Source organism: Dorea sp. 210702-DFI.3.17 (genome assembly GCF_020560825.1).
GTDB lineage: Bacteria > Bacillota > Clostridia > Lachnospirales > Lachnospiraceae > Dorea > Dorea formicigenerans.
The window spans coordinates 243,301-269,525 of record NZ_JAJCNB010000001.1; the positions used below are offsets into that span (position 1 = coordinate 243,301).

General features: G+C 40.7%; 29 protein-coding genes. 1 reads left to right on the forward strand and 28 read right to left on the reverse strand.

Translation table 11 applies throughout. The features are described 5' to 3' along the window. Window positions 1-3: 3 nt before the first annotated feature. The 15 genes from LI149_RS01155 to LI149_RS01225 all read right to left on the reverse strand — a co-directional run bounded on the left by LI149_RS01155 (window position 4) and on the right by LI149_RS01225 (window position 12,871). Complete coding sequence (locus LI149_RS01155) at window positions 4-1,680, reverse strand: DAK2 domain-containing protein (protein WP_168933546.1); 1,677 nt, start codon at window positions 1,678-1,680, stop codon at window positions 4-6. Window positions 1,681-1,698: 18 nt separating this feature from the next. Further along, window positions 1,699-2,058, reverse strand: coding sequence for an Asp23/Gls24 family envelope stress response protein (locus tag LI149_RS01160; RefSeq protein WP_040015456.1), 360 nt, complete (start codon window positions 2,056-2,058; stop codon window positions 1,699-1,701). Window positions 2,059-2,221: 163 nt separating this feature from the next. Further along, entirely contained in the window at window positions 2,222-2,410 is a 189-nt protein-coding gene (gene rpmB, locus LI149_RS01165) for a 50S ribosomal protein L28 (protein WP_005332867.1), read from the reverse strand. A 141-nt stretch (window positions 2,411-2,551) separates the two neighbouring features. Beyond that, window positions 2,552-2,692, reverse strand: a complete 141-nt coding sequence (locus LI149_RS01170; protein ID WP_005332869.1) for a hypothetical protein — start codon at window positions 2,690-2,692, stop codon at window positions 2,552-2,554. 73 nt (window positions 2,693-2,765) lie between these two features. Further along, window positions 2,766-3,158: a GerW family sporulation protein gene (locus LI149_RS01175; RefSeq protein WP_005332870.1), complete on the reverse strand. Its 393-nt coding sequence runs from the start codon at window positions 3,156-3,158 to the stop codon at window positions 2,766-2,768. A 15-nt stretch (window positions 3,159-3,173) separates the two neighbouring features. Continuing rightward, on the reverse strand, window positions 3,174-4,193 hold the full coding sequence (locus LI149_RS01180) for a DUF2953 domain-containing protein (RefSeq protein WP_227142888.1): 1,020 nt from the start codon (window positions 4,191-4,193) through the stop codon (window positions 3,174-3,176). Window positions 4,194-4,217: 24 nt separating this feature from the next. Beyond that, complete coding sequence (locus tag LI149_RS01185) at window positions 4,218-4,541, reverse strand: hypothetical protein (protein WP_005332872.1); 324 nt, start codon at window positions 4,539-4,541, stop codon at window positions 4,218-4,220. Between the two features lie 62 nt (window positions 4,542-4,603). Further along, window positions 4,604-5,935, reverse strand: a complete 1,332-nt coding sequence (locus tag LI149_RS01190) for a penicillin-binding protein 2 (protein ID WP_227078277.1) — start codon at window positions 5,933-5,935, stop codon at window positions 4,604-4,606. Window positions 5,936-5,972: 37 nt separating this feature from the next. Further along, on the reverse strand, window positions 5,973-7,445 hold the full coding sequence (locus tag LI149_RS01195; RefSeq protein ID WP_173785841.1) for an FtsW/RodA/SpoVE family cell cycle protein: 1,473 nt from the start codon (window positions 7,443-7,445) through the stop codon (window positions 5,973-5,975). Between the two features lie 8 nt (window positions 7,446-7,453). Then, window positions 7,454-9,616 (reverse strand): U32 family peptidase, encoded by a 2,163-nt coding sequence (locus LI149_RS01200; protein ID WP_227142889.1) that lies wholly within the window; start codon window positions 9,614-9,616, stop codon window positions 7,454-7,456. A 145-nt stretch (window positions 9,617-9,761) separates the two neighbouring features. Next, on the reverse strand, window positions 9,762-10,175 hold the full coding sequence (zapA, locus tag LI149_RS01205) for a cell division protein ZapA (protein WP_005332876.1): 414 nt from the start codon (window positions 10,173-10,175) through the stop codon (window positions 9,762-9,764). Window positions 10,176-10,247: 72 nt separating this feature from the next. Beyond that, window positions 10,248-11,255: a Holliday junction branch migration DNA helicase RuvB gene (ruvB, locus tag LI149_RS01210; protein ID WP_227142890.1), complete on the reverse strand. Its 1,008-nt coding sequence runs from the start codon at window positions 11,253-11,255 to the stop codon at window positions 10,248-10,250. A 19-nt stretch (window positions 11,256-11,274) separates the two neighbouring features. Then, window positions 11,275-11,886: a Holliday junction branch migration protein RuvA gene (gene ruvA, locus LI149_RS01215; RefSeq protein WP_227142891.1), complete on the reverse strand. Its 612-nt coding sequence runs from the start codon at window positions 11,884-11,886 to the stop codon at window positions 11,275-11,277. 19 nt (window positions 11,887-11,905) lie between these two features. Then, complete coding sequence (locus tag LI149_RS01220) at window positions 11,906-12,403, reverse strand: Gx transporter family protein (protein ID WP_040015480.1); 498 nt, start codon at window positions 12,401-12,403, stop codon at window positions 11,906-11,908. Between the two features lie 96 nt (window positions 12,404-12,499). Beyond that, complete coding sequence (locus LI149_RS01225; protein ID WP_227142892.1) at window positions 12,500-12,871, reverse strand: NusG domain II-containing protein; 372 nt, start codon at window positions 12,869-12,871, stop codon at window positions 12,500-12,502. Window positions 12,872-13,069: 198 nt separating this feature from the next. On the opposite strand from LI149_RS01225, the gene LI149_RS01230 reads away from it, so the two are divergent. Continuing rightward, on the forward strand, window positions 13,070-14,047 hold the full coding sequence (locus LI149_RS01230; protein WP_117495409.1) for an FAD:protein FMN transferase: 978 nt from the start codon (window positions 13,070-13,072) through the stop codon (window positions 14,045-14,047). A 26-nt stretch (window positions 14,048-14,073) separates the two neighbouring features. Here the strand turns inward: LI149_RS01230 and LI149_RS01235 are convergent, their stop codons facing one another. The 13 genes from LI149_RS01235 to LI149_RS01295 all read right to left on the reverse strand — a co-directional run bounded on the left by LI149_RS01235 (window position 14,074) and on the right by LI149_RS01295 (window position 26,213). Then, window positions 14,074-14,553: a DUF2752 domain-containing protein gene (locus LI149_RS01235; RefSeq protein WP_227142893.1), complete on the reverse strand. Its 480-nt coding sequence runs from the start codon at window positions 14,551-14,553 to the stop codon at window positions 14,074-14,076. An 18-nt stretch (window positions 14,554-14,571) separates the two neighbouring features. Next, entirely contained in the window at window positions 14,572-15,363 is a 792-nt protein-coding gene (locus LI149_RS01240) for an RnfABCDGE type electron transport complex subunit B (protein ID WP_005332883.1), read from the reverse strand. Between the two features lie 12 nt (window positions 15,364-15,375). Beyond that, window positions 15,376-15,960 carry an electron transport complex protein RnfA gene (locus LI149_RS01245; RefSeq protein ID WP_005332884.1) on the reverse strand — a complete coding sequence of 195 codons (585 nt, stop codon included), beginning with the start codon at window positions 15,958-15,960 and terminating at the stop codon, window positions 15,376-15,378. A gap of 14 nt (window positions 15,961-15,974) precedes the next feature. Continuing rightward, window positions 15,975-16,694, reverse strand: a complete 720-nt coding sequence (gene rsxE / locus LI149_RS01250) for an electron transport complex subunit RsxE (RefSeq protein ID WP_227142894.1) — start codon at window positions 16,692-16,694, stop codon at window positions 15,975-15,977. Between the two features lie 2 nt (window positions 16,695-16,696). Beyond that, on the reverse strand, window positions 16,697-17,290 hold the full coding sequence (locus LI149_RS01255) for an RnfABCDGE type electron transport complex subunit G (protein WP_005332886.1): 594 nt from the start codon (window positions 17,288-17,290) through the stop codon (window positions 16,697-16,699). Then, a complete protein-coding gene (locus LI149_RS01260) occupies window positions 17,290-18,219 on the reverse strand; it encodes an RnfABCDGE type electron transport complex subunit D (RefSeq protein WP_173785856.1) in 930 nt (309 codons plus the stop codon). The genes LI149_RS01255 and LI149_RS01260 overlap by 1 nt, the downstream gene beginning before the upstream one ends. Before the next feature lie 44 nt (window positions 18,220-18,263). Continuing rightward, window positions 18,264-19,583 (reverse strand): electron transport complex subunit RsxC, encoded by a 1,320-nt coding sequence (rsxC, locus tag LI149_RS01265; protein WP_173785847.1) that lies wholly within the window; start codon window positions 19,581-19,583, stop codon window positions 18,264-18,266. Window positions 19,584-19,762: 179 nt separating this feature from the next. Then, window positions 19,763-20,842 (reverse strand): 30S ribosomal protein S1, encoded by a 1,080-nt coding sequence (rpsA, locus tag LI149_RS01270; RefSeq protein WP_005332898.1) that lies wholly within the window; start codon window positions 20,840-20,842, stop codon window positions 19,763-19,765. Next, window positions 20,823-21,680 (reverse strand): 4-hydroxy-3-methylbut-2-enyl diphosphate reductase, encoded by an 858-nt coding sequence (gene ispH / locus LI149_RS01275; RefSeq protein WP_173785848.1) that lies wholly within the window; start codon window positions 21,678-21,680, stop codon window positions 20,823-20,825. Before ispH ends, rpsA begins: the two co-directional genes overlap by 20 nt. A 23-nt stretch (window positions 21,681-21,703) precedes the next feature. Beyond that, entirely contained in the window at window positions 21,704-22,360 is a 657-nt protein-coding gene (gene cmk / locus LI149_RS01280) for a (d)CMP kinase (RefSeq protein ID WP_005332902.1), read from the reverse strand. Between the two features lie 37 nt (window positions 22,361-22,397). After that, a complete protein-coding gene (locus LI149_RS01285) occupies window positions 22,398-23,642 on the reverse strand; it encodes an NAD(P)/FAD-dependent oxidoreductase (RefSeq protein ID WP_173785849.1) in 1,245 nt (414 codons plus the stop codon). Window positions 23,643-23,660: 18 nt separating this feature from the next. Next, window positions 23,661-24,563 carry a MurR/RpiR family transcriptional regulator gene (locus tag LI149_RS01290; RefSeq protein WP_005332906.1) on the reverse strand — a complete coding sequence of 301 codons (903 nt, stop codon included), beginning with the start codon at window positions 24,561-24,563 and terminating at the stop codon, window positions 23,661-23,663. Between the two features lie 234 nt (window positions 24,564-24,797). Further along, entirely contained in the window at window positions 24,798-26,213 is a 1,416-nt protein-coding gene (locus LI149_RS01295) for an oxaloacetate decarboxylase subunit alpha (RefSeq protein WP_005336230.1), read from the reverse strand. Between the last annotated feature and the right edge of the window lie 12 nt (window positions 26,214-26,225).

Sequence of the window (26,225 nt, forward strand, 5' to 3'; positions counted from 1 at the left end):
CTCTTATTCTACAGCTAATACATAATAATAGATTGGCTGACCACCACAGTGCACATCAACATCTATATCTGGATAGAGTTTTTCAACTTCCTGTGTAAAGGCATCCGCCTCTTCCTCAGTCACATCCTGTCCATAATACAGACTGATCAGTTCCGAATCATCATCTACAAGCTGTTCTAACATCTCCAGTGTAGTCTCTGCAATATCCTGTCCTACAGAAAGGATTCCTGCATCACCAATTCCCATAATGTCTCCCTGATGAATCTCTTTGTCATCAATGTGTGTATCACGGACTGCATAAGTAACCTGTCCGGTTTTCACATTCTTAATTTCATCAAGCATTGTCTCTTCGTTAGACTTTGCATCTGCATCCGGAACAAAGTTAATAATTGCTGTAATCCCCTGTGGAACAGTCTTTGTTGGGATTACAATGATTTCTTTATCTTCCACAAGGTCTTTTGCCTGATTTGCTGCGAGAATAATATTCTTGTTATTTGGAAGAATAAAAATTGTCTCTGCATTGACCTGATCAATGGCTTTTAACATATCATCTGTACTTGGGTTCATAGTCTGTCCACCCTCAATGATATAATCTGCTCCAAGTTCTCGGAAGATTTCGTTCATTCCATCACCAATAGATACTGCAATAAATCCCATTGGCTTCTTCGGCTCTGCAGTCTTTTTAGCTTCTTCGGCTTCTGCCTGTTCTTTTGCAAGCTTCTCGGAATCACGAATCAGTTTTTCCCTATGCTCCTCACGCATATTATCTATTTTCATGCGTGATAACTGTCCATAAGTCAGTGCTTTCTGAATCGCAAGTCCTGGATCATTCGTGTGTACGTGGATCTTCACGATTTCATCATCTGCTACACATACGATAGAATCACCAATTGATGACAAGTATGCTTTCAGCTCATGCTCGTCGTTCTCTGTAAATTCCTTATCGAGAAGAATGATAAACTCTGTACAGTAGCCAAATTTAATCTCTTTTTCTTCCTCGACGCTGACTTTTACTGCTGTACTATTTCCAGCAGCCGGTGCAATTGCGCTATAATCAATCTCTTTCCCAAGAAATGCATCATATGCTCCGCGGATAACTTCTAAGAGTCCCTGTCCACCAGAATCCACTACCCCTGCTTCTTTCAAAACCGGGAGCATCTCCGGCGTCTTCTGAAGGACTTCATCCGCATGCTCAATAACTGCCGGGATAAACTCCTCAAGATCTTCTGTCTCAAGAGCAAGCTCTGCTGCTTTATCTGCGATTCCACTTGCAACAGTAAGGATTGTTCCTTCCTTCGGCTTCATAACCGCCTTGTATGCTGTGTCTCTTGCTCTCTGGCAAGCTGCTGCAAGGGCTGCAGTGTCAATCTCTTTTTCATCACAGATCGACTTTGTAAACCCTCTTAAAAGCTGAGAAAGAATAACTCCCGAGTTACCTCTGGCTCCTCTTAAGGAACCGGAAGAAATTGCTTTTGCCAGATTCTTCATATCAACATCTGCAAGCGCTGTCACTTCCTTAGCTGCTGACAGGATTGTCAAAGTCATATTAGTTCCCGTATCTCCATCCGGAACAGGGAATACATTCAGTTCGTTGATAAATTCTTTCTTTGCTTCTATATTCTGCGCACCTGCAAGAAACATCTTCGCAAGCATATTTGCATCAATTGTCTTTGTAGCCACTTCTTATGTCCTCCTTGATTAATCAATGACGCGTACGCCCTCGATATAGATATTAATCTTATCTACCGGCATTCCGGAAAACTCTTCCACACGATACTTCACATTGCTGATCAGGTTATCCGTAACCGCTGAAATACTTACGCCATACGCAACAATGATATGAAAGCTCAAGCTTACATGGTTATCCTCAGAGATACGCACCTTAATTCCACGAGTCAGGCTCTCTTTTTTTAACAGATGAACCAGACCATCCTTCATATTCACTGCAGCCATTCCAACGATTCCAAAACACTCTACCGCTACAGTTCCTGCATATTTTGCTATCACTTCAGGATCAATCGTAATAATTCCGAGATCCGTGCTCATACAACCTTTCATATCCGATACCTCCATATCCGTATATTTAACATATGTATTATACTCTGTTTCATTATATATTACAAGGCAAAACAGGCATGTCCCGACTGTTCTGCCTGATCATCATTTTCACATAACGAAAAAAAGCCCAGATTCCATTTCTGGAATCTGAGCTTTTATACTATTATGCTCGCTCAACTTTGCCAGATTTCAAACAAGAAGTACAAACATACATTCTCTTTGTAGCTCCGTTCTCTGTCTTAACACGAACAGATTTTACATTAGATTTCCACATTTTTGGGGATTTTCTATGAGAGTGGCTTACGTTGTTTCCAAAGTGAGCACCCTTTTCACAAATAGCACATTTTGCCATGACTGCACCTCCTAACGCTCATAATAAGTCTTTTTCAGACTCGCAACAATAATATACTAGCAGATAATTCTCACAAAAGCAAGTATTATTTTCAAGATTTTTCCGACATTTTTCAATCAAGATTTATATTTGCCTTTTTTGTTATTTACAGCAAAACAAATTATATCCAGCCAGCAGGCATAGTATGACACACAGAACAGTTACAAATGTATTGGGCAAAAGCATGGCGATCACAAGTCCGATTGCTATTCCAAACAGCGCAAATCCCACTACCCGTTTCATTTTTTATCGACCCTTCTCTTATAATGTATCTTACTCTATTCTATGCTTCACACAGACCGGACATTACAGATAACTACTGTACATCTACGCTATCAAGAATATCCTTCACATCATTCTCGTCAAGTTTTGAATCTTTACCTCCTGTAAATTTGTCGACCATGTCAGGCACCATATCAAGAATCTTTGTGATCGTATCCTGGTTCTTAATATTTACCAGTCTTGTGTGTCCATTCTGGATCACAAGAACTGCGCAAGGTGTCATCTTGCCGCCAACACCTCCGGCTCCTTTTTCCTTCTTGTCCGCATTAAACGCTCCGGCTCCAATTGCAAAAGATACATCCACCAGTGGAAGAATGATTGTGTCCCCGATATGGATTGCATCTCCTACTACTGTCTTCGATGAAACAACTCCATCAATTCCTGTGAACAATGCCTCCACAGTCCCTTTAAAATTATTATCTGCCATATAAAAATCCTCCTGTTATTTTATTTTAAAATTACGAATATCACGATAAGTCTGACGCACATTTCTATTCCAGATCAGTTTCCAGCCGCTCTGAACAAAATGCCACAGATAAATCTTTCCTTTTAAATATGCTGAACCTTTCAGCACCTGATGTTCAAAATCAGGTGTCACACTTATACATCCTCCAACAAATGGATATAGCACGCCAAACACTGCCAAAGCCTGTCCGGTATGATACGGATCATCAAATCCATAAATAATCCTCACATCTGCCTTTTTTGGCTTTAAATGTTTCATAAGCCTGAAAAGTTCTTTTTTACATTTGTGATATGCCCCTTTATGCACCTCATCTCGAAGAAATTCTTCCAACTTTTCTTTCTTTCCCGACAATGCTTTTATTTTATCACACAATTTTCCAAAAGTACATTTTATCTTCTGAATCCACGAAAGAATCCTCTGATAGAAGCTTCCATTCTTTTCACTGTCCACAGATTTTTCTTTTTCAGAAATTCCTTTTTCAGTTTTCCATTTTTCAGATTCCGGAGCATGCGTACTCTTTTGGCGTATCGTCTGCGGCGCCGCCAGATTCTCTTCAGATTTTTCTGTAAATTTTTCAGGTTCATTCTTTTCAATCTTGTCTGTTTCTGTAATACTCTTCTCATGATTCGATTTCTCCTCTTCTTCTATTTCTGAAATCTCAGTTTCCTCAGCTTCTTCTATTCCAGAAATCTCAGCTTTCTCAGCTTGTTTCTGCAGCGTCTGTACCTTTTTCTGTTTCTTTCCGGCTCCTGTATTTCCTCTTTTTATCCATGCAAATCTAAGCCGCCACTTCATTTTTCCATTCTTATACAAGATGTCCACCCGAACAAGCTGCAAAAGCCAGATAACTTGCACTTTTCCCTTCAAAGAATCCAGGTCACCATCACACCTTCCCTGTACCTCGTAATGAACCGGCACAAAAAGAAAAATAGCAATCAATAGCAATAGGATTCCCAGTATTACAGCGATTATTATGCCGATTATTTTTAATATCAAAATCAAAATATGTAGCATCGCATCTTAGCCTTCCTGTTCTCTTTCTAACAGATATGTGCGGATATCCGCCGCTCCTGTTTGTTCATACACTTTCCCGGCGATCTCTTCTACCAGCTCCAGAGCCGCCTCGTAACCTCTTACAATTCCTACAACAAAGAAATCATCATTTGGAAAATCCGGCTGAAGAAAAAGCGCTGCATTATAAATTTCAAGCTGATTCGACCCATGTTCCGGCAATACCAGTACATAGATATCTCTTTGAAGTTTTCCCGTATTCAGTCTTCTTATAATCTTTTCTTTTTTCTTTTTCAGGTCTTCACCCCAGTAAAGTCTGCGATAATATCTCATGTTATCTTTCCATTTTCTCAACTATTTACCAATTATTACCTGCACATATCACAGAATCTTCTTTATTGATAATATGCATCAAACACTTTTTTTGCAATATTAACTGCTTTTGCAGAACCGTCAGCCTGCTCAATAATCACACTGATCACAAGTTCCGGGTTGTCAACATTAGCAATTCCAACGAACCAGGAATGATCTTTTTCCTTATCTGAGCTATATTCTGCCGTTCCGGTCTTTCCTGCAGCCGTGTAGTTTTGTCCACCAAGTACAGATGCTGTTCCATAATCGGTAACAGCCGTCATATAATCTTTGAGCTGCGCCGCCTCTTTGGAAGTCATCAGATCTTTATATTTCTCCGGTTTTGTCTTCTCGATCACATTTCCTGCATTGTTGGTAACAGAATCTACCAGATATGGTTTCATCAATGTTCCGCCATTGGCAATTGCTGACGTGATCAAAGCCATATGATATGGGCTTACCTGTGTTTTTCCCTGTCCCATGGCAGTCATCATCCGCTCTGCCTCCGTGTCCGATGAAGTCAACGTAAACTGACTCTTGCTGTACGGCAGGACAGACGGAAGTTTCTTATTAAACAGAAGCTCTTGCGCAGTATCCTTGTAAGTGTCTGCATTCAGTGATCTTCCGATATTGGAAAATGAAGTATTACATGAATACGCAAGACTATCCCTCAAAGTCACCTGTCCGTGTACGTGTCCACCATAGCAATGAATTGTAACATCACCGCTTTCAATAGAACCTGTACAGTTATAGGAATAGGAATCAAAATCTGCATTTTCACGCATGAACTCCAGTGTTGTTACAAGTTTAAACGTAGAACCAGGTGCGTACTGCCCCTGCGTTGCACGATTCAGAAGCACACTATCCTCATTTGTGCTGAGTTCATTCCAGTTTTGGCTGACTGTATTCGGATCAAAATCAGGTTTTGAAACCATAGCTAAAATCTTTCCTGTACTTGGATCCATAACAACTACTGCACCTTTATTAGAACCAAGTGCATCATAAGCTGCTTCCTGGAGATTTGTATCCAGTGTCGTTACTACATTATCTCCCTGGTTTTTCTTATCCTGGAATTCATTTTTTAATTTGTCTACAAAAAATGCATTGGAAGTCAGAAGTTCAAAGTTAGAAACAGACTCCAGACCAGATTTTCCCTGAGCAGTATAACCGACCACATGAGCAAATATATTATTGTACGGATATTCTCTTGTCTCTGTCCCATCTTCTGCCACATTTGTCTGAGCCAGCACATTCCCTTTTCTGTCCAGAATCTTTCCGCGGATCACACGGTCCGCATAAGAATCCTGCCTCTTATTATAAGGGCTGCTGATGATATCTCTGCTTTTCACAACATTAAAATAAGAGATATAACCCATCATAGCAATAAACAGTGCTACAAAAATATATGTGACTCTAGCGAACTCTTTGTTGCGGGCGCGCTTTTTCTTTTCTCGGCGCTTGTCCTGCCGGTCTGCTTCTTTTCGCTCTCTGCGGGACATCTGCCGTTTTTCGCGCTCTCTTTTTAACCTCTCCTCTGCCTCTCTCTGCTCGTAACCTTTCCTTCTTTTTTCTTTCAAGATTCTCTTCCTCGTCTTCTCTTAAAATATAAAGTCCCTGAATAATTGCAAACATGATCAATGTACTGAGTATAGAACTTCCTCCGTAACTGACAAGCGGAAGTGTCACTCCAGTAGATGGAATGAATTTTGTTACTCCTCCAATATTCAAGAACACCTGAAAAATGTAACAAGTTCCAAGCCCCAGTGCTACCAGTTTATAAAACATATTGCGAAGCTGCATCGCAATGTTTAAAAACATTACATAACAACTAACACATACCAACGTCATGCATAATCCGAAAATCAGCCCCATCTCCTCGCAGATTGCAGAAAAGATAAAATCTGACGATGCAACAGGAATCGTATCTGGCTGTCCCTGGAACAGTCCCATACCGAACCAGCTTCCTGTTCCAATTGCAAATAAAGACTGTGCCACCTGATATCCGCTTCCACTATATGAAGCAATCGGATCTTTCCAGGCGACCACACGGTTCCTAACGTGATTAAACAAGTAATAAGCCCCCACTGAAGCTACACTTCCGGCTCCTAGTCCTGCCAATACATATAAGGGCTGTCTGGTTGCCACATACAGCATAACCAAGTACACTACAAATATAATCAGTGCAGCTCCAAGATCCTTTGACGCAACCAAAATCAATACATGAAACGCTGCTAGTGCTGTCGTCACAACGATATCTTTAAATGCCATGGACTGTTTAAAACTGGAAGCCACAAAAAATACAAATACAATTTTCACAAGCTCAGACGGCTGAACGTTAATTCCTGCCACCTGAAAACCAAGCTTTGCTCCATAAGACACAGAACCAATTACAATGACAAGAGCCAGAGATACAATACCAATAATTGCATAAACCTTTCTCCATTCCGAAAGCTTTTTCACCTTTCGGATCACGACTGGTACTACCAGACTGATTGCCACACCACCTGCTGCAATAACGAACTGTTTTACTGCATTGGAATAACTTAGTCTCGTCAACATGATCATACCGATACATAATAGCATACACATATTATTTACGACCAATCTGGACACTCTCGGATAAATAATCGTATATAGCAATACAGTAGTTCCAAACAATACTACCTGCATCAGATAAAATGCAAGAAGCTTGATATCCTCCTGTTCCAAGTACATGACCAAATATGCAATAATATGTATCATGAACATCAACACATTCTGCTGCCTTAAAAGACTCTTCTTTTTATCCGGATCTTGATATCCAAAAATACTGAAACACAAGAATGTGTACGAAGTCATCAATATGATCATCAGATATTTTGACAATTCAACAATAATGTTTACCAATTTTTCACCTACTTTACTCCCCGCTTAAAATGTCCTCTGGTAAAACTGATATCTGGCATCGGTATCTCTTTATCCTCCAGAAAAACATTTTTATAACTTTCTATGATTTGTTCCATCTCCCGTTCTTTTTCTAATGTAAAATTCAGACGGATTCCAGATGGTTCCAGGCTCCTGATTTCATTTTTCTGATCCAAAAGAACAATCGGAGCTGAATTATATATTATATTATAACAGTATTTACAGTAATTTTTAACAGGAAATTTATTTCCAAGGCGATCTGTAATATATAACATACTATCTTTTCCAAGACAGCCCTCCGTCGTCCTTCTGATACAGTTTGCTGTAATCATTACAGGCTGATACCCGTAGACAATCAGATTACCTCCCGTAGACAGTTCGCTAAGCTCCCGGAAATTCAATTCAACGGAAGACGTATACTGATCAATTCCAAGTTCTGACAATTCTTTTATTGCCCTGTTATTCCATCCGTACAAATTATAATCCGACAGAATCTCCTCTTTATATCCTTTTGATTTCATCCATTCTAAAGCTTCCCAGTTCCGAACAAGAACACCTTCATAATACTGGCTGATCTTCTCAAAATATACCTTGTAGATATTCATTGCTCTTTCCCTGAAAATGTATGGCATCGCCAGACAGATCTTTGATTCATGTTTTTTATCTCTCATGTTTAAGCGGTATTCTTCTAACATGTCGATAACTGTTTCATCAAATGCGATTGCATCAGATATAAAGATGCGATCAACATATTCCCTGGCTAAAGCCAGCTTTAACTGTTCCACTGTCTCTACTGAAATCTGAAACTCATAATTTCTTCTGCTATTTTCAAACTTATTATCAGACATGTCTTCTGCCTGAATCTCCGACCAGATCATATGCCGACGATATTCTTCTGTAATCTGCACTTCCAGATCCGAGAGCGCTGCTCTACGTAGTTCATTCAGACTCTGCATCGGCAGAAACAGTTTTCCAGATACATCGATATACACCTCTTCAAATACAAACGGAGTATTTCCGGTTTTCCGTATCTGCTTTTCGATCCGTTCTGCCGCAAGGGGTTGATTTTTTGCAGTCTGGACCATATCTCCTGTCACAGTTACCGTCATTTCCGGTCTGTCATGCAGCCATACAGTCAGTTCTGAGACAGTGCCTTCTGCAAGATTTAAGGTTCCGTCAATTCTTTCCTGTAATATGTAATCCATTTTTTCTTTCTTCGGTTCCGTCTCTTTTTCGGGACGCTTCAAAGAAAGCATCTCTTTTCCGTTCTGCTTTCTGTAGTACCCATCACAGTACCCTCTTCGGCGGTAACAATTTTCCAGCTTTTCTTTGTCCTCCTTTGTGACACGGAACCCTTTTTTCCCTTTTTGCAGATAAATATCTGTATATTTCCGATACATCTGCACCACCGTATATACATAATCCGGCTGTTTCATGCGCCCTTCAATCTTAAAAGAATCAATTCCGGCCTCAACAAGTTCGGGTATCATATCGATCGTACAAAGATCTTTCAGGCTCATTAGATCTGCAGATTTTCGATTTTCAACTCGATATGGAAGTCTGCATGGCTGCGCACATTCCCCGCGGTTTCCACTTCGCCCGCCAATCATACTGCTCATTAAGCACTGTCCGGAATAGCAGTAACACAAAGCACCATGCACAAAACATTCTATCTCCAGACCAGTTGCATTTTTCATATTCTTAATTTCTTCCAGAGACAACTCTCTTGCCGGCACAATTCTCTCTGCTCCCATTCTCTGAAAAAGTTGTGCGCTCAGTGTTTGTGTCACAGTTGCCTGAGTACTTACATGAAGTGGAAGATCCGGAAATGCTTCCCGAATCAGGCGCATAGCCCCGATATCCTGCACAATCACTGCATCCAGCCCTTGTTCGTAATATGGGCGGAGATAATCTACAAGTTCTCCCAGTTCCTGCTCTTTTAATAACGTATTGACTGTCATATATAATTTACGTCCGTGCAGATGCACATAGTCAATTGCTTCCAACATGCGTTCCTCATTCAGATTATCCGCATGCGCCCTTGCCCCGAAACGGCTCCCCCCTATATATATCGCATCTGCTCCGGCACAGACCGCTGCTTCCAGGCATTCCCATGAACCCGCCGGCGCAAGTATCTCAACTTCTCTTTTCATTCTGATTTCGTCCTTAAATTAATTATTATTCAAAAATACCAGGATTCAGGAGTTTTTAATTCTCTGTCATTTTCTATGATTTTTCTGTCATTCTGGTATCTTTATCTTTAAAAAGGGCCGTCAATCCGACAGCCCCTCTCATATTCTAATTCTCTTTATTATTCTTAATCTCTGTCTCCAGTTGAACAATCTTCATCTGAAGTTCCTTGTTCTCTTCCTTTAACTTGTCCAATGCTTTATCCGCATTCTCTAATTTGATCTGTACAGATATCAGTTCATGCTTCAGATCATACATCTCTTTATCTTTCGCTTCAATATCACTTTCCAGTGTACCGCCCTGTTTTCGTGCTTTAAAATAATCATCCGCAATATTAAGTGCCAGCAGAACACTTCTTGTCTCTGCACTCTGCTTACGATATCCCTCACTACTGCTGCATTCGTCAATCTTATGATTCAAATATGTAGATACCTTTTGCAGATATTCTTCACTTTCAAATCCACTTAAAGTGAATACTTTTCCTCCAATTAAAACTTCTGTAAAATTCTTTGATGATGCCATAAAAGCCTCCCACAAACTCTGCTATTTCTTATGAATATAATTTATTATAAACTAAACTGTCATAAAAACCAACTATTTTTCATGATTTTGCTTCAAAATCCCTAAATGTGCATACGCAAGATCTGTCACGATCCGCCCTCTCGGTGTTCTCTGAATAAATCCATTCTTCAATAAATATGGCTCGTACACATCCTCTATTGTTCCTGAATCCTCACTCAAAGAAGCCGCCAGAGTATCCAGTCCAACAGGACCGCCATCAAATCTTTCTATGATCGTCATTAAAAGATTCCTGTCTGTCTGATCTAGTCCACACTTATCTACGTCAAGAAGATCCAGTGCATAATTCGCCACATCTTCTGTAATATATCCATCATACTTCACCTGAGCAAAATCTCTCACACGTTTCAAAAGACGATTCGCAAGTCTCGGCGTTCCCCTGGAACGTCTCGCAAGTGCAGTAGCTCCGGCATCATCTATCCCTACATCAAGAACCTTTGCTGACCGGGCAATAATTCTCTTAAGTTCTTCAACTGTATAAAACTCCAATCGGTGAATCACACCAAATCGGTCTCTGAGCGGTGCCGTCAGCATGCCGACACGAGTTGTTGCTCCCACCAATGTAAACTTCGGAAGATCCAGTCGAATGGATCTGGCACTTGCTCCCTTTCCAATCATAATATCTATCGCATAATCTTCCATAGCCGGATAAAGAACTTCTTCCACCTGACGATTCAAACGATGAATTTCATCTACAAAAAGTACATCTCCCTCCTGCAGATTATTGAGGATTGCTGCCATCTCACCCGGCTTTTCGATTGCCGGTCCAGATGTAATCTTAATATTCACATGCATCTCATTAGCAATAATTCCGGCCAGTGTTGTTTTACCAAGGCCTGGAGGGCCATAAAAAAGTACATGATCCAGGGCTTCCCCCCTCTCTTTTGCTGCAGTAATGTATACTTTTAAAATCTCTTTTGCTTTTTCCTGTCCAATATAATCATCTAAAAGCCGGGGCCTTAGGTGACTTTCAATCTTGACATCCTCTTCCAGATTCTCTGTTGTTATAATTCTCCTGCTCATATCTCTCCCCTTGCAGTAATCAGAACATGAACTTCAATGCTCGTTTAAGCAATTCTTCCACCTGCATATCTGGTGTGATTTCCACCTGTTTCACAGCTTTCAGTGCTTCTGTATTGCCGTATCCCAATGCAACCAGCGCCTGAACCGCTTCGCTTTGAATCTCTCCTCCTGTTGACATCTGGGCTTTTAAAGCACCATCTTCTGTTATTGCATGTTCCAGAGCATCTTCGATGCTCAACTTATCCTTAAGCTCCACAATCAACTTCTGCGCTGTTTTTTTCCCGATCCCAGGTGCGGATGAAATGGCTTTCACATCATCAGCCATAACTGCAAACCTCAGATCATCTGGTGACAATACCGACAGAATTGCCTGACCTCCTTTAGGCCCGATTCCACTGACTCCGATCAGTAGCTTAAATACATTCAAATCATCTGCTGTCAGAAATCCAAACAGTTGCATTGAATCTTCCTTGACATTCAAATAAGTATGTATCTTCACTTCACTTCCAACCGGTGGAAGTTTACTCATAGATTGCGCTGACATATAAATTCCATATCCTACGCCTCCTACATCTACAATTGCTTTATCTTCATATTGAGCAGCCAGCTCACCTCGTATATATGATATCATAGTACCTCCTCTGCTCCTTCTACTCTAAAAACATAATATCGCTTATTCTCCTAAGCACCTGATCTGCAACAACACCGATCAAAAATCCCGTAATCAGTCCGGCAACAAGAAGCACCGGCATATAATATGACATTGCAAATGTCTCAACAACAATCATTGCAACAACCAGTTGTCCAATATTGTGACAGACACCGCCTGCAATACTGATTCCAATAACACTGAATCCTCCTGCCTTTTTCAAAAGTGCCATCACAGTTAAACTAAGTAATCCACCTGCCAGACTATACGCAATACTAAAATAATTTCCAAACAAAACACCGCTTAAAAGGACACGTACTATAGATAATACATACACTTCCCTAAGCGGTATCTTATAAAGTGCAATCACGATAATCAGATTAGCCAGCCCAAGCTTGACTCCCGGGATTCCAAACGAAATCGGAACAAGAGTTTCAATATAGCTAAAAATCAATGCAAGCGCTGTAAATACTCCAAAATATGCTACGCGGTTTTTCACTTTTATGTCTCCTCCTACTATATCAGGCCGCTCTTTCTTATTCTTTATCCGCTGTGGCACATAATGTTACTGCTTCACGGACACTAATTCTGAACTTTAATTACTTACTGCATCATACTGGCTGTTCTGATGGCTGTCAACTTCCACAACAATCTTATTCGGCAGGCAGATAATACTTTCTTTATTCTTAGAAACCGCCTTCTGCTTCACGCAGAGCTGATCCGGGCAATCCGCACGGATCATATCAGCTTCTCCATTCTTGATCTTCAAAACATTGCTTCCATTATTCAGCACGATTTCCTGATCATCTGCCAGACTATATACGCCTTCTATTTTTCCATTCACCTTTACAGTAATGTAATCTGCACTTTTCTCTCCAATAATCTTATGTAACAACACACACGATCCCGCCACTACCAGGATGATGATCATTAGTACAATATCTTTTTTCTTCAATCTATTTTTCATCTTGGCTACCTCTCTACGGATATTTTAGCACAGTACTTCTATCTATGCAACCACATGTTCGATTGTTTCTTTCACCAGAATCACTTTCTTAAACTCAAGGCAGCTAGTGTCAAGTGTCTGAAAGAACAATAGCATTGCATATCTCATATTTCATGTTATAATTACCATAGTTATAAATACTTGAAAATGGAGATTATTATGAAACTAAAACAAATGATTGCTGTTCTAAGTTCAGTTGCCATGCTCTTATGTGGCTGCAGTTCTGCGAATGCAAAAGACCAGACTTATTCCGACACACTTTACGATACAGTTGTAAAGGTCCAGATTCTGGATCCTGTAAACGAGAATGTCATGAGCGGATTAAAAAGTCTTTGTCAAAAATACAATACCATGTTTTCTATGTATGTAGAAGGCAGTGACATTTACAATATCAATCATGCCCAAGGCATGCCGGTAGATGTTTCCTCTGATACTGCGACACTTATCAAAAAAGGTATCTACTACGGCGATTTATCCAATGGATCTTTTGATATCACGATTGGATCTGTTTCCCAATTATGGGATTTTACTTCTGGTTCCGGAACTGTTCCAGATGCAGACGCAATTGCCTCTGCGCTCAGTCACGTAAATTACAAAAATATCAGTGTATCTGATAACACCGTCCAGCTTTTGGATCCAAACGCTTCCATTGATGTAGGTGCTATTGCCAAAGGATATATTGCGGATCGTATCAAAGATTATCTGAAAAAAAATGGTGTAAAACATGCAGTCATAGATTTGGGTGGAAATATCCTTCTGCTCGGATCCAAGACCGACGGCTCCAAATATAACATCGGAATCCAGAAACCCTTTGGTGAGACCGGAGAACCGATTACTTCCATCAAAGTAGCAAATAAATCTGTTGTTACAACTGGGATTTACCAGCGTTACTTTGAGGCAGATGGGAAAATTTACCATCACATTCTTGATCCTCGCACAGGTTATCCATGTGAGAATACATTATACAGTGATACAATCATTACTGATTCTTCCCTGACAGCTGATGCTCTGAGTACGGTATGTTATCTCATGGGATATGAAGCTGCCAACGATCTGATCGATCAGTTAGAAAATGTAGATGCATTGTTTATTACAAATGACAACGAAATTCACTACACAAAGAATTTTCTTCGATAATTCCGGCAAATACTTATTTCCATCTTTCAGATTTGTAAGAAGCTTTTAATAATATGGTGCAGATTCAATAACACATTTCCATAATAATAACTCATTGGCGGGTTTCCGGGAAAATACCGGAGCATCCGCCAGATATAAAACAAAATCATCAATATTCCAAGCATGGCAAGAATTTTCCATGCTTTTTTTGTATCAGAAATTCCCAATATATATCTTCGTATTCCGAACCACAGAATAAAAATCATAAAAAGATATACAAATGGATGCATCTGCCACGCTCCCGCAAAATCCAGATGCAAAAGACGTATAAATGCTCTCGTCATGCCACAACCCGGACACGGAAGTCCGGTAATCAGCACAGCCGGACAGATTGTAATAAAAAATTTCCTAAGCAACACAAAATAGGCGAATACTGAAAGTATCGCCCATTTTGCATGTTTCACATCTTTAAAAAATATCGTTTTTCCAATTTTTAATCTTTGTTTCAGATTACGTTTTATCTCCATCTTCCACTTTAATTCTTTCTAGAGAATAACTTTCTTCGGACATTTTGCCGCACATGCACCGCATCCGGTACATTTTTCCGGATCAATATGCGCAACATTATCCAGAACCTTAACAGCATCAAACTGGCATGCTTTTTCACACATCTTGCAGCCAATGCATCCAACTTTACATGCCTTCATGACATCTTTACCCTTGTCTTTAGAATTACATTTTACAAGATGTTTCATGTCATATGGCACAATCTCAATCAATTTACGAGGACACGCGGCAACACATTTTCCACAAGCTTTACAAGCTTCTTTATCAACCACAGCAACGCCATCAACAATGTGGATTGCATCAAACGGACAGGCTTTCACACACGTTCCTTCTCCAAGACATCCATATGTACAAGTCTTTGGCCCGCCATTCTGCATCATATTGACCATGACACAGTCACCAATTCCATGATATTCGTAATCTGTTGCTGCCTGCTCACATGTTCCACCACATTTTACAAATGCTACTTCATGGATCTGCTCACCTGCAGACACTCCCATAATCTCACCAATCTTGGCTGCGACTGGCGCACCTCCGACCGGACAGCTTCCAACTTCCGCTTCTCCCTTTGCAATTGCTGCAGCAAGGCCGGAACATCCGGCATATCCACAACCGCCACAGTTATTTCCCGGAAGCACTCCAAGAATTGCCTCTTCTCTCTCATCTACTTCAACCGCAAATTTCTTTCCGGCAAGTCCAAGGAATACACCAATGAACAAGCCAGTACCACCTACGATAACAGCAGCAATAATAACAGCTGTAATATTCATTGTCTATCCCTCCTATATCAGTCCTGAAAATCCACAGAACGCAATTGCCATAAGACATGCTGTAAGCAAGACAATTGGTGTCCCCTGGAAGGACTCTGAAATATCATTGTACTCAATCTTCTCACGAATACCTGCCATAATTACGATTGCAATCAAAAATCCAACAGATGTTCCAACACCATTTACAACGCCTTCTAAAATTGTATAATCTTTCTGGACATTTGTAAGCGCTACACCAAGAACCGCACAGTTTGTTGTGATCAGTGGAAGATATACTCCAAGTGCCTGATAAAGTGATGGCATCGCTTTTTTCAGAAACATCTCAACAAACTGAACGAGTGCTGCAATAAATAATATAAATACAATCGTCTGCAGATATTCAAATCCTAATGGAACAAGAATAAATTTATAAATCAAACTTGTCAACAGGGAAGAAAGTGTAATAACAAACACAACTGCTCCCCCCATACCTGTAGCTGTCTCAACTTTTTTGGATACTCCAAGGAATGGACAAATTCCAAGAAACTGGCTGAGTACAACGTTATTTACAATAGCTGAACCGATTGCAATAATCAGTAATTCTGATAATGTCTTCATACTCTGCACTCCTCCTATTCTTCATCGCCTGTTGGAAATACTTTTCCGCTACATCCGGCACATCCGGCACAGTCTGAGCAGCATCCTTGAGGCTCTGCGATTTTCTTGCCTTTCTTTTCAGCATTTTTTCTGATTCTATTCATACCTGCAACCAAGAATGCAAGAACAAGGAATGCTCCTGGTGGCAGGATAAAGATTGTTACCGGGACATAACCGCCCTGTCCGGCTGCAAGATCTGCAAGCGGCAGAATCTGTTTTCCGAAAATTGCTCCTGTTCCGATGAACTCACGAACAATACCAATGCATGCAAGTCCAAATGTAAATCCAAGTCCCATACCAATTCCATCAAAGATAGAAGGAAGAACCGGGTTCTTGGAAGCATAACTCTCAGCACGTCCAAGAATGATACAGTTTACTACAATCAGTGGAATGTAAAGTCCAAGTGCATCATAAAGACTCGGCACAAATCCTTCTAACAGGAACTGAACAATTGTTACAAATGAAGCAACAACTACAATGAACGCCGGCATTCTGACTGAATCCGGTATGATCTTACGTAGCATGGAAATCAACATATTGGAAAGGACCAGTACAACTGTTGTCGAAAGTCCCATACCAACTCCATTGATTGCAGATGTCGTAACCGCAAGTGTCGGACACATACCAAGCATCAGAACAAAAGTAGGGTTCTCTTTAATCAGTCCATTATAAACTCTTTCCGTACATTTATTCATCTTTAATTACCTCCCTGTCCAAATGCATTCTGATAATAGCCAAGGGCCGCATTGACAGCTCCGGTCACTGCTCTTGAAGTGATTGTTGCACCACTTAAAGCATCTATCTGCTCACCGTCTCCTCCATCTTTTGACACAGCAAACTTTGTCGGATTCTTTCCTACATACTGTTCATAGAAAGACGGTTCTTTTGCTTTCATACCAAGACCTGCAGTCTCACTGATAGAAAGGAATGAAACACCTGTCACAGTACCATCAGACTGGATACCAACACTAACCTGAATATCTCCGCCATATCCGTCCTTATCGGTTGTTGTGATGACATATCCTGTATCACCAACTGTACAGACTTCGTCAATAGTTGCATTAACACCAAGATCACTGATTGCCTGCTTTGCAGCCTTCTGATCTACATCTGTCTCTTTAAACTCATCAAGCTTTGCATCCGGAAATACAGCCTGCCAGGCTTCTTTTTTCGCCTTTTCCTGCGCCTGGGCGATTGGATTCAGAGTTATCTCATGAACGAGACCAAGTCCAAGTCCTGCAATCAAAGTGATAGCAGTCAGAATCAATGTGTTTTTCAAAATCTTATTCATTATTTCTCTCCTCCTTTACCAAATGGTTTTGGGAGAGTAACTCTCTCGATCAATGGTACAATTAAGTTACTGATGATGATTGCATAGGAAACTCCCTCTGCGGAACCGCCGAACAGACGGAAGAGTCCAGTCAGAATTCCAAGCAAGATTCCATATACGTATTGTCCCTTTGGCGTAATCGGACATGTTACATAATCCGTTGCCATGAACCATGCACCAAGCATCAGTCCACCACCACACAGATGTGCTGTAATATACTGTGCATCAAAAAATCCTACAGCCGGATTCTGGAAATGTCCAAAAATACCAATAAAGATAACGAATGTCACAATATATGTACCAGGGATACGAAGATCAATAATTCCCATTAAAATTAAGAAGATTGCTCCAATGATAATTGCAATCACTGAAGTCTCACCGATTGTTCCAGGAATTGTTCCGATCAGCATGTCCATAGAATTAACAGCTTTCCCTGCCTTCAAAAGCGCCAGTGGTGTTGCTCCTGTTACTCCGTCATAGACGAATGTCGTCATCTGACTTGTAAAAGAAATCAAAAGGAAACATCTTGCTCCAAGTGCCGGGTTCATAAAGTTCTGTCCCAGACCTCCAAAAAGCTGTTTTACAATCAAGATACCAAATACACTTCCAAGTGCACCCATCCACCATGGTGCTGTAGGTGGCATATTAAGCCCCAGAAGCAGTCCTGTTACAACAGCACTGTAATCCCCGATTGTAATTTTTTTGTGCATTAATTTTTCATAAATATATTCTGTCAGTACTGCAGATGCTGTCGTACTGATGAGCATAATGAGCGCCGGAACTCCAAAATTATATATACCGAACGCAGATGCAGGCAGCAGTGCAATTACTACCATGAGCATAATCTTGCTGGTTGTCATATTATCACGGATATGTGGTGATGATGACATTTTTAATGTTTGATCGCTCACGTTGATTCACCTCTTATTCTTTCTTATTTCTTCTTGCGATTTGCAAGTGCTGTTTTTCTCATAGAACCGATTGCCTGCTTCAACTGGCGCTTAGCCGGGCAGACATAACTACAAGATCCACATTCCATGCATTCCAGGCCTTCGTATTTCGTAAACGCTTCTTCATCATGGTGTTCCGCATAATCTGCAAGTCTTGATGGAATCAGACGACTTGGACAGACCTCCACACATCTTCCACAATTAATACATGCTGTCGGCTCGTACTGTGCAACTTCATCCTTTGTGAAGCAGAGAATGGATGAAGAAGTCTTTGTTACCGGAACATCCACTGTAAACATAGAAAATCCCATCATCGGACCTCCGGAAATAATCTTCTCCGGATCAACCTTATAGCCTCCGGCTGCTTCAATCAATTCTGCCTGATTCATACCAAATGGCGCTTTGAAGTTGCCAGGTTCATGAACTGCATCTCCACTGACTGTTACAATTCTATCCATAGATGGCTCACCTTTTGCAACTGCACGGTAAATTGCTGAAATCGTAGCAACATTGTCTACAACACAACCAGCATCAGCCGGAAGCATTGATGAATTAATCGCACGTCCAGTTGTTGCATAAATGAGCTGACGCTCACCCCCCTGCGGGTACTTTGTCTGGAGTTTCAGCACTTCCATACGTGGCTCATCTTTTGTCAGTTCTTTTAATTTTTCAATACAGTCCGGTTTATTATCTTCTACTCCAAAAAGACCTTTTGCATTATCAAACAGTCGAAGAATTATCTTCATACCTTCTACTAACTCCTCGCCATGCTCCAAAATCTGTCTGTAATCTGCTGTAATATAAGGCTCACACTCCGCACAATTGGCAATGATATAATCGATCTTATCCGGTTCTTTTGGAGATAATTTTACTTTTGTTGGAAATCCAGCTCCACCCATACCGACAATTCCGGCATCTCCGATTGCATTCAAAATTTCTTCTTTTGACATCTCTGACACTGCCTTTGGTGTACTGTACTCAACTTCCTCATACTCTCCGTCATTTTCAATCACAATGCTGTTGACTTTGGAGCCAGCCGGAGTGAAACGCGGTTCAATAACTTTTACGGTTCCAGAAACCGATGCGTAAATTGGCGCTGATACAAAACCACCGGCTTCCGCAATCATCTGCCCTCTAAGGACATGGTCACCTTTTGCCACAATCGGTACTGCCGGTGCACCGATATGCTGTGACATCGGATATACCAGATCACCTTTCGGCTGTACCTGGACAATTGCTTTATCTTTTGCCAGAGCTTTGCCGTCATTCGGATGAACTCCACCTTTAAATGTTAACAATGACATCCTTTTATCCTTCCTTCCTAATTTGTCTTTTTATACTATACTAGAAAATATCTGATTTTTCCAGTGTTAGCTTCGATTTTCTTGTATATTATGCAATACAGCTCGTTCTTTTATTAACAAAGAAAAGGGGCGAAAGTTCTACGACTTTCCACCCCTTATTATTTGCATCTTATAATCTATTACTCAGCGTCAGCTGTCTCTTCATCAGCTGCCTCAAGAGCTTTCATGCTAAGGCTGATCTTCTTCTCTGCTTCATTCAGATCAACAATCTTAGCTGTTACTTCTTCTCCGACTTTCAGTACATCTGACGGTTTGTCAACATGTGCTTTTGAAATCTGAGATACATGAAGTAATGCATCTACTCCAGGCGCAAGTTCTACAAATGCACCAAAGTCTGTCATTCTTGCAACTTTACCTGTAATTACTGTTCCAACAGCATAATCTTCTGCAGCATTAGCCCATGGATTAGACTCTGGGAATTTCAGGCTAAGAGCAATCTTTGTATCGTGAATATCTTTTACAAGAACCTTTAACTCATCGCCAACTTTAAATACTTTCTTCGGATTCTCAACACGTCCCCAGGACATCTCTGAAATATGAAGAAGTCCGTCAACTCCACCAAGATCGATAAATGCACCAAAATCAGTAACATTCTTAACAACACCTTCTACTGTATCACCAACATGAAGCTTCTCAAACAGCTCTTTCTGTTTTTCAGCTTTCTCAGCAACAAGAAGCTGTCTTCTGTCACCGATTACACGGTTTCTTCTTGGATTGAACTCGCTGATCACAAATTCAATTTCCTGATCCTGATATTTGCTCAAATCTTTCTCATAAGTATCTGACACAAGGCTTGCAGGAATAAATACTCTTGCTTCATCAACTACTACACTGAGACCTCCGCCAAGGATCTGTGTAACAGGAGCTTTCAGAACTTCATGGTTCTCATAAGCCTCTTTTAATCTTTCATTACCTTTCTCGGCAGCTAATCTCTTATATGTCAGCAACACCTGTCCTTCTCCGTCGTTTACTTTCAGAACCTTCACTGTCATAGGGTCACCTACGGATACCATAGTAGTAAGATCTGCATTGCTGTCGTTCGTGTACTCACTTCTTGTAATGATACCATCTGCTTTGTAACCAATATTTAAAACGATCTCATCTGGTTTAACATCGATGACAGTACCGTCTACTACCTCTCCGTTTCTAATTGTTTTTAAAGACTCTTCCAACATCTGTTCAAAAGTTAATTCTGACATTATTTTGAACCTCCTCAATTATTTTATTGGGCGTGGATGCCCCTGCTGTAATACCTACTGTTTCCACGGACCTTAATTGATTCATATTCAAATCGCCAAGTGTCTGTATATAGTACGTATCCGCACATGCATTGCTGCAGATTTCAAATAACTTTTGGGTATTTGAGCTTCTCTTGTCTCCGATGACAATCATCGCATCCACCCGCTTTGCAATGTCATAAGCCTCTTCCTGACGCTCTTTCGTTGCATTACAAATCGTATTTAAAACAATAATATCATAACGCTTTTCAGAAATAATTTCAACTAAATCTTTAAATTTATTGTAATTAAATGTCGTCTGTGCTACTACACAAACTTTTTCACTCTCCGAGACCAGTTCAAATGCCCTTGCTTCCTCTTCTGTCTGAATGATCGTAGCCGGGCCTTGCGCCCATCCTTCAATTCCCATAACTTCTGGATGTTCACGGTTTCCTATAATTACAATATGATATCCGTCCCGGCTTTTTTCTTCCACGATCCTATGTATTTTCTTCACAAATGGACAGGTTGCATCTACATAACGTACTTTGTTTTCATCCAGAAGATCACAGATTCTCTTTGGAACGCCGTGGGAACGTATGATCACGATTCCTGATTTTATCTGCTTGAGTTCTTCTTCTGACAGGATTACTTCAACTCCCTTTTTCTCCATGTCTTTGATGACTTCTTCATTGTGAATGATCGGACCATAAGTGTAGATCTTCTCTGCCGCATTTTCTTCAATTTGCTTATATACCGTATCCACAGCTCTCTGTACACCAAAGCAGAAGCCTGCCGATTTCGCCAGTTCTACCTGCATGTTCATCCCACCTTTTCTTTTTCTCACACGATATTATCTGTGATTGCTTTTACAACCTCTTCGATTGTCATATCTGAGCTATCGATCAACACTGCATCTTCCGCCTGTCTGAGAGGTGCAATTTTTCTTGTACAATCGCGTTCATCGCGTTCTTTGATATCTTTCTTAATTTCTTCCAAATCACATGAAACACCTTTTTCTTCCAGTTCTTTATATCTACGGAGCGCTCTCGTCTCCACACTTGCTGTCAGGAAAATCTTCACATCCGCTTCAGGCAACACACAGGTTCCAATATCCCTTCCATCCATCACAACGTCCTGAGTTCTTGCAAGTTCTTTCTGAAGATTCAGCAAATGTGCCCTCACCTCCGGAACCGCGGATACTTTAGAAGCCATATTTCCAACCTCTTCATTTCGAAGCCTGGAAGTAATATTTTCGCCATTCAGATACACTTGCTGTTCACCTTGTTCATACTGTATTTTCACTTCTGCACCTTCACATGCCGCGGCAATAGCATCCAGATTCTCCGGATTAATTTTTTTGTCCAAAAAATAGACAGCAAGCGCGCGATACATTGCTCCCGTATCTACATATATATATCCTTTTTCTTTCGCAACCCGTTTGGCAATCGTACTTTTTCCTGCACCAGCCGGGCCATCAATCGCAACATTATAACCCATATTTTCTCCTTCTCAATCTGCTTTATATTTCTTTTAATTACTGGATTGCATTTCCTGCCGCATATCCGGTCGACCAGGCAATCTGAAGATTAAAACCTCCGGTCAATGCATCCAGATCCAGTACTTCTCCCGCAAAATATAACCCTTTTACAAGCTTTGATTCCATCGTTCCAGGATCAATTTCTTTCACATTAACTCCGCCTTTTGTAATAATCGCTTCCGGATAGTCGCGAAGTCCGGTAAGCGTCATACGAAAATGCTTGATCAAATGAACAAACTGTTTCCGTTCTTCTTTCTCTATACTGTTAACCTTTTTCTCCGGATCAATCCCGCCAAGTTCCAGCATGACCGGAATTAATTTAGTTGGAAACAGCTTTGTGATTGCATTTTTAAATTGCCGGTTATGATTCTCTTCAAAATCTCTCAGCACTCTCTGATCCAGTTGTTCTTCTGTAAGAGCCGGTTTCAGATCAATTTCCAATGTCAGTTCCTTTTTCTGTCCATTTTTATCCATGAATTTTTTGCCCACATAACTGCTGGCACTGATAATCAACGGACCACTGACACCAAAATGTGTAAACAGCATTTCTCCAAAATCTTTATATAATTCTTTCTTTCCATCCAATATCTTTGCTTCTACATTGCGAAGTGAAAGCCCCTGCAATTCACAGATCCATGGTTCTTTTGTCTCCATCGGCACAAGAGACGGAAAGCATTGTGTTACTTTATGCCCAACGTTTTCGGCAAATCGGAATCCATCACCTGTAGATCCTGTGGAACGGTAAGACAATCCACCTGTTGCAACAATACATGCATCTGCGGTTTGTGTAGTAGTATCTTTTAATACCACCTTGTCAAACTTACCTTTTTCAGCTTCTACACTTTTCACTTCTGTATTTAAGCAGACTTTCACGCCCACTTTTTTCATTTCCCGTTCCAATGCGCGGATAACATCAGACGAATGATCCGAGATTGGAAACACTCGATTTCCTCTCTCTATCTTCACTGGCACCCCTGCATTTTCAAAGAAATCTATCACATTCTGATTCGTATAGCCATAAAAGCTGCTATACAAAAACTTAGAATTCGTCACAACTGCATCAAACAATTCTTCCATATCTGCGGCATTTGTAATATTACATCTTCCTTTTCCAGTAATAAATATTTTCTTTCCTAGTTTTTCATTTTTTTCATACAGCGTAACTTGATGTCCGTTTTTTGCCGCAGCAATTGCCGCAAACATTCCCGCTGCTCCGCCACCTACTACAATAACATGACTCATTTATATTATCCTCTTATTCTAGTCATTCATTTTGACTGTATCGCCTACCATATTCAGTTCATCTCCACTGTAGACCTGATACTCATCCCAGATATCTTCCAGCGCCTCCAGTGTAGTGATTACTTCTTTCTGCTTCTTCATGCAGAGTGCCACCACAAGAGCATTGATCACGCTAAGTGGTGCTACAAGAGAATCTACGATCGAAGCCATATCACTTCTTGCAATCAAATTACAGGAAGAATACAGGTTCATCGGCGAATGTACACTATCCGTAATCGTGATTACCTTAGCCTTTCTGTTGCTTGCAAATTCCAATGCTTTAAGCGTTCTCATAGAATATCTCGGGAAACTAATCCCAATAATCACATCTTCTTCATCAATTCGCAGCAATTGCTCGAAGATTTCACTGGAACTGTTCGTATGAACCGCTGTCACATTATCACAAATCAAATTGAGATAGAAAGACAGAAAGCTTGCAAGTGGTGCACAGCTTCGTATTCCGACTACATATACTCGCCTTGCATTCAGAATCGTGTCTACAGCCATTTCAAACGCCTCATGGTCAATTCCTTCCATTGTCAGCTTTATCTTCTCTATATCCGACTGTAGAACCGATGTTAGAATCTCTCCTTGACTGATCCGTCCATACGTCACTTCCATTCGTTGAATGGAATTAAGTTTTGTACGGACCATCTCGCCAAGCGCCCTTTGAAACTGGGGATAGCCTTCATATCCAAGAGCTGTTGCAAATCTTACAACTGTCGATTCACTGACTCCAACCTCTTCACCCATTTTTGCAGCCGTCATAAATGCTGCTTTATCATAATCTTCACGGATAAAATCCGCCAGCTTTTTCTGCCCTTTACTGAACTTGTTATATCCGTCTTCTAATCTTTGCACTAATTCATTTTGTGTTCCCATATAGCGTCTTCCTTTTCTATTACATCGTTTCTATTATAAGATGTAAAAGAGAAATCTTCAACCTTTAATCCTATCTATCTCAATCATCTATCTTAATCTATCTCAAATCTGCCTTAAATACTTCTACTGCGCACCTCTGATATCTTTTTTAAGCCAGCATAATAAAACAGGCGGAAAATCTTCCGCATAAATGCATCTTTGACTTTCCGCCCGTTTTCATTATTTTATATTCTGCTATACTGGATAACTTCCATTCTCAGTATCAGCAATTGTCTGGTCGACCTTTGTCTGCTGTGCCTGACGATATTTGAAAAACTCTGTTGCTACCTGTGGGAACAATGCATAAGATAATACATCTTCATCCTGCTGGATCCACTGAGCACATTCTTTTCTGAGTGTGTCAAGCTCATCCGGAATCAAATCTGCCGGACGGCAAGTGATAACTTCCGGATTATCTCCAAGAACTTTCTTTACGACATCTGGATTAAATGGTTTTGCTGTCTTACCATATTTTCCACTTAAGATGTCTTTTGTCTCCTGTGTTGCAACTTTATAGCGTTCTCCCATCAGCACATTAAATACAGCCTGTGTACCTACAATCTGTGAAGATGGTGTTACAAGTGGCGGTTCACCAAGATCTTTACGAACTCTTGGGACCTCCTCAAGTACGTCGTAGAATCTATCCTCCGCTCCCTGTTCTTTTAACTGGGAAGTCAGGTTAGACAACATTCCTCCCGGTACCTGATAAAGAAGTGTCTTAATATTAACACCTAAGTTCTTAGGATTCAGAAGTCCACTCTCAAGAGCCTCATCACGAATCGGTCGGAAGTAATCAGCAATCTCTGCCAGTAAGTTCTGATCCAGTCCGCTGTCATAAGGAGTTCCCTTAAATGTCTCAACCATAACCTCTGTAGCCGGCTGTGATGTTCCAAGTGCAAATGGTGACATTGCAGTATCAATTACATCGACCCCTGCCTCTACAGCCTTTAAGTAAGTCATAGACGCCTCTCCTGACGTATAGTGGGTATGAAGCTGAATTGGAAGATCTACAGCTTCTTTCAATGCCTGTACAAGCTCTGTTGCTTTGTATGGTACAAGAAGTCCGGCCATATCTTTGATACAGATAGAACTTGCTCCCATATCCTCAATTCTCTTCGCTGTCTCTACCCAGTAATCCAGTGTATAAGCATCACCAAGTGTATAAGAAAGAGCTACCTGCGCCTCTGCTTTTTCCTCATTTGCTGCATCTACTGCTGTCTGAAGGTTGCGAAGATCATTCAGGCAGTCAAAAATACGAATAATATCTATTCCATTTGCAACAGATTTCTGTACAAAATATCTTACCACATCATCAGCATATGGACGATATCCAAGGATATTCTGCCCACGGAATAACATCTGTAATTTTGTATTTTTAAATCCATCACGGAATTTGCGAAGTCTGTCCCATGGATCTTCTTTCAGGAAACGAAGAGATGCATCAAATGTAGCACCACCCCAGCACTCTACAGAATGATATCCAACTTTGTCCATCTTTTCTACAATCGGAAGCATCTGCTCTGTAGTCATACGAGTAGCGATCAAAGACTGATGCGCATCACGCAGAACTGTTTCCGTTATCTTAATTGGTTTTTTTTCAATTTCTGCCATTATAATTTCCTC

Excerpts from the sequence above, each read along its gene's own strand:
- LI149_RS01285 (WP_173785849.1), bottom strand. The coding sequence starts at position 23,642 with ATGAGTCATGTTATTGTAGTAGGTGGCGGAGCAGCGGGAATGTTTGCG.
- LI149_RS01240 (WP_005332883.1), bottom strand. The coding sequence starts at position 15,363 with ATGAATATTACAGCTGTTATTATTGCTGCTGTTATCGTAGGTGGTACT.
- LI149_RS01255 (WP_005332886.1), bottom strand. The coding sequence starts at position 17,290 with ATGAATAAGATTTTGAAAAACACATTGATTCTGACTGCTATCACTTTG.
- LI149_RS01190 (WP_227078277.1), bottom strand. The coding sequence starts at position 5,935 with ATGGGTTATATCTCTTATTTTAATGTTGTGAAAAGCAGAGATATCATC.
- zapA (WP_005332876.1), bottom strand. The coding sequence starts at position 10,175 with ATGGCATCATCAAAGAATTTTACAGAAGTTTTAATTGGAGGAAAAGTA.
- LI149_RS01185 (WP_005332872.1), bottom strand. The coding sequence starts at position 4,541 with ATGAGATATTATCGCAGACTTTACTGGGGTGAAGACCTGAAAAAGAAA.
- LI149_RS01295 (WP_005336230.1), bottom strand. The coding sequence starts at position 26,213 with ATGGCAGAAATTGAAAAAAAACCAATTAAGATAACGGAAACAGTTCTG.
- LI149_RS01225 (WP_227142892.1), bottom strand. The coding sequence starts at position 12,871 with ATGAAAAATAGATTGAAGAAAAAAGATATTGTACTAATGATCATCATC.
- LI149_RS01170 (WP_005332869.1), bottom strand. The coding sequence starts at position 2,692 with ATGAAACGGGTAGTGGGATTTGCGCTGTTTGGAATAGCAATCGGACTT.
- rsxE (WP_227142894.1), bottom strand. The coding sequence starts at position 16,694 with ATGAATAAATGTACGGAAAGAGTTTATAATGGACTGATTAAAGAGAAC.
- LI149_RS01160 (WP_040015456.1), bottom strand. The coding sequence starts at position 2,058 with ATGAAAGGTTGTATGAGCACGGATCTCGGAATTATTACGATTGATCCT.
- ruvB (WP_227142890.1), bottom strand. The coding sequence starts at position 11,255 with ATGAGCAGGAGAATTATAACAACAGAGAATCTGGAAGAGGATGTCAAG.
- rpsA (WP_005332898.1), bottom strand. The coding sequence starts at position 20,842 with ATGTCAGAATTAACTTTTGAACAGATGTTGGAAGAGTCTTTAAAAACA.
- ruvA (WP_227142891.1), bottom strand. The coding sequence starts at position 11,886 with ATGATATCATATATACGAGGTGAGCTGGCTGCTCAATATGAAGATAAA.
- LI149_RS01260 (WP_173785856.1), bottom strand. The coding sequence starts at position 18,219 with ATGTCATCATCACCACATATCCGTGATAATATGACAACCAGCAAGATT.
- ispH (WP_173785848.1), bottom strand. The coding sequence starts at position 21,680 with ATGCAGGTAGAACTGGCGAAATCGGCAGGCTTCTGCTTTGGTGTACAG.
- LI149_RS01290 (WP_005332906.1), bottom strand. The coding sequence starts at position 24,563 with ATGGGAACACAAAATGAATTAGTGCAAAGATTAGAAGACGGATATAAC.
- LI149_RS01175 (WP_005332870.1), bottom strand. The coding sequence starts at position 3,158 with ATGGCAGATAATAATTTTAAAGGGACTGTGGAGGCATTGTTCACAGGA.
- LI149_RS01235 (WP_227142893.1), bottom strand. The coding sequence starts at position 14,553 with ATGGAGATAAAACGTAATCTGAAACAAAGATTAAAAATTGGAAAAACG.
- cmk (WP_005332902.1), bottom strand. The coding sequence starts at position 22,360 with ATGGGTTATAATGTTGCGATTGATGGCCCGGCTGGTGCAGGAAAAAGT.
- LI149_RS01245 (WP_005332884.1), bottom strand. The coding sequence starts at position 15,960 with ATGAAGACATTATCAGAATTACTGATTATTGCAATCGGTTCAGCTATT.
- LI149_RS01230 (WP_117495409.1), top strand. The coding sequence starts at position 13,070 with ATGAAACTAAAACAAATGATTGCTGTTCTAAGTTCAGTTGCCATGCTC.
- rpmB (WP_005332867.1), bottom strand. The coding sequence starts at position 2,410 with ATGGCAAAATGTGCTATTTGTGAAAAGGGTGCTCACTTTGGAAACAAC.
- rsxC (WP_173785847.1), bottom strand. The coding sequence starts at position 19,583 with ATGTCATTGTTAACATTTAAAGGTGGAGTTCATCCGAATGACGGCAAA.
- LI149_RS01200 (WP_227142889.1), bottom strand. The coding sequence starts at position 9,616 with ATGAAAAGAGAAGTTGAGATACTTGCGCCGGCGGGTTCATGGGAATGC.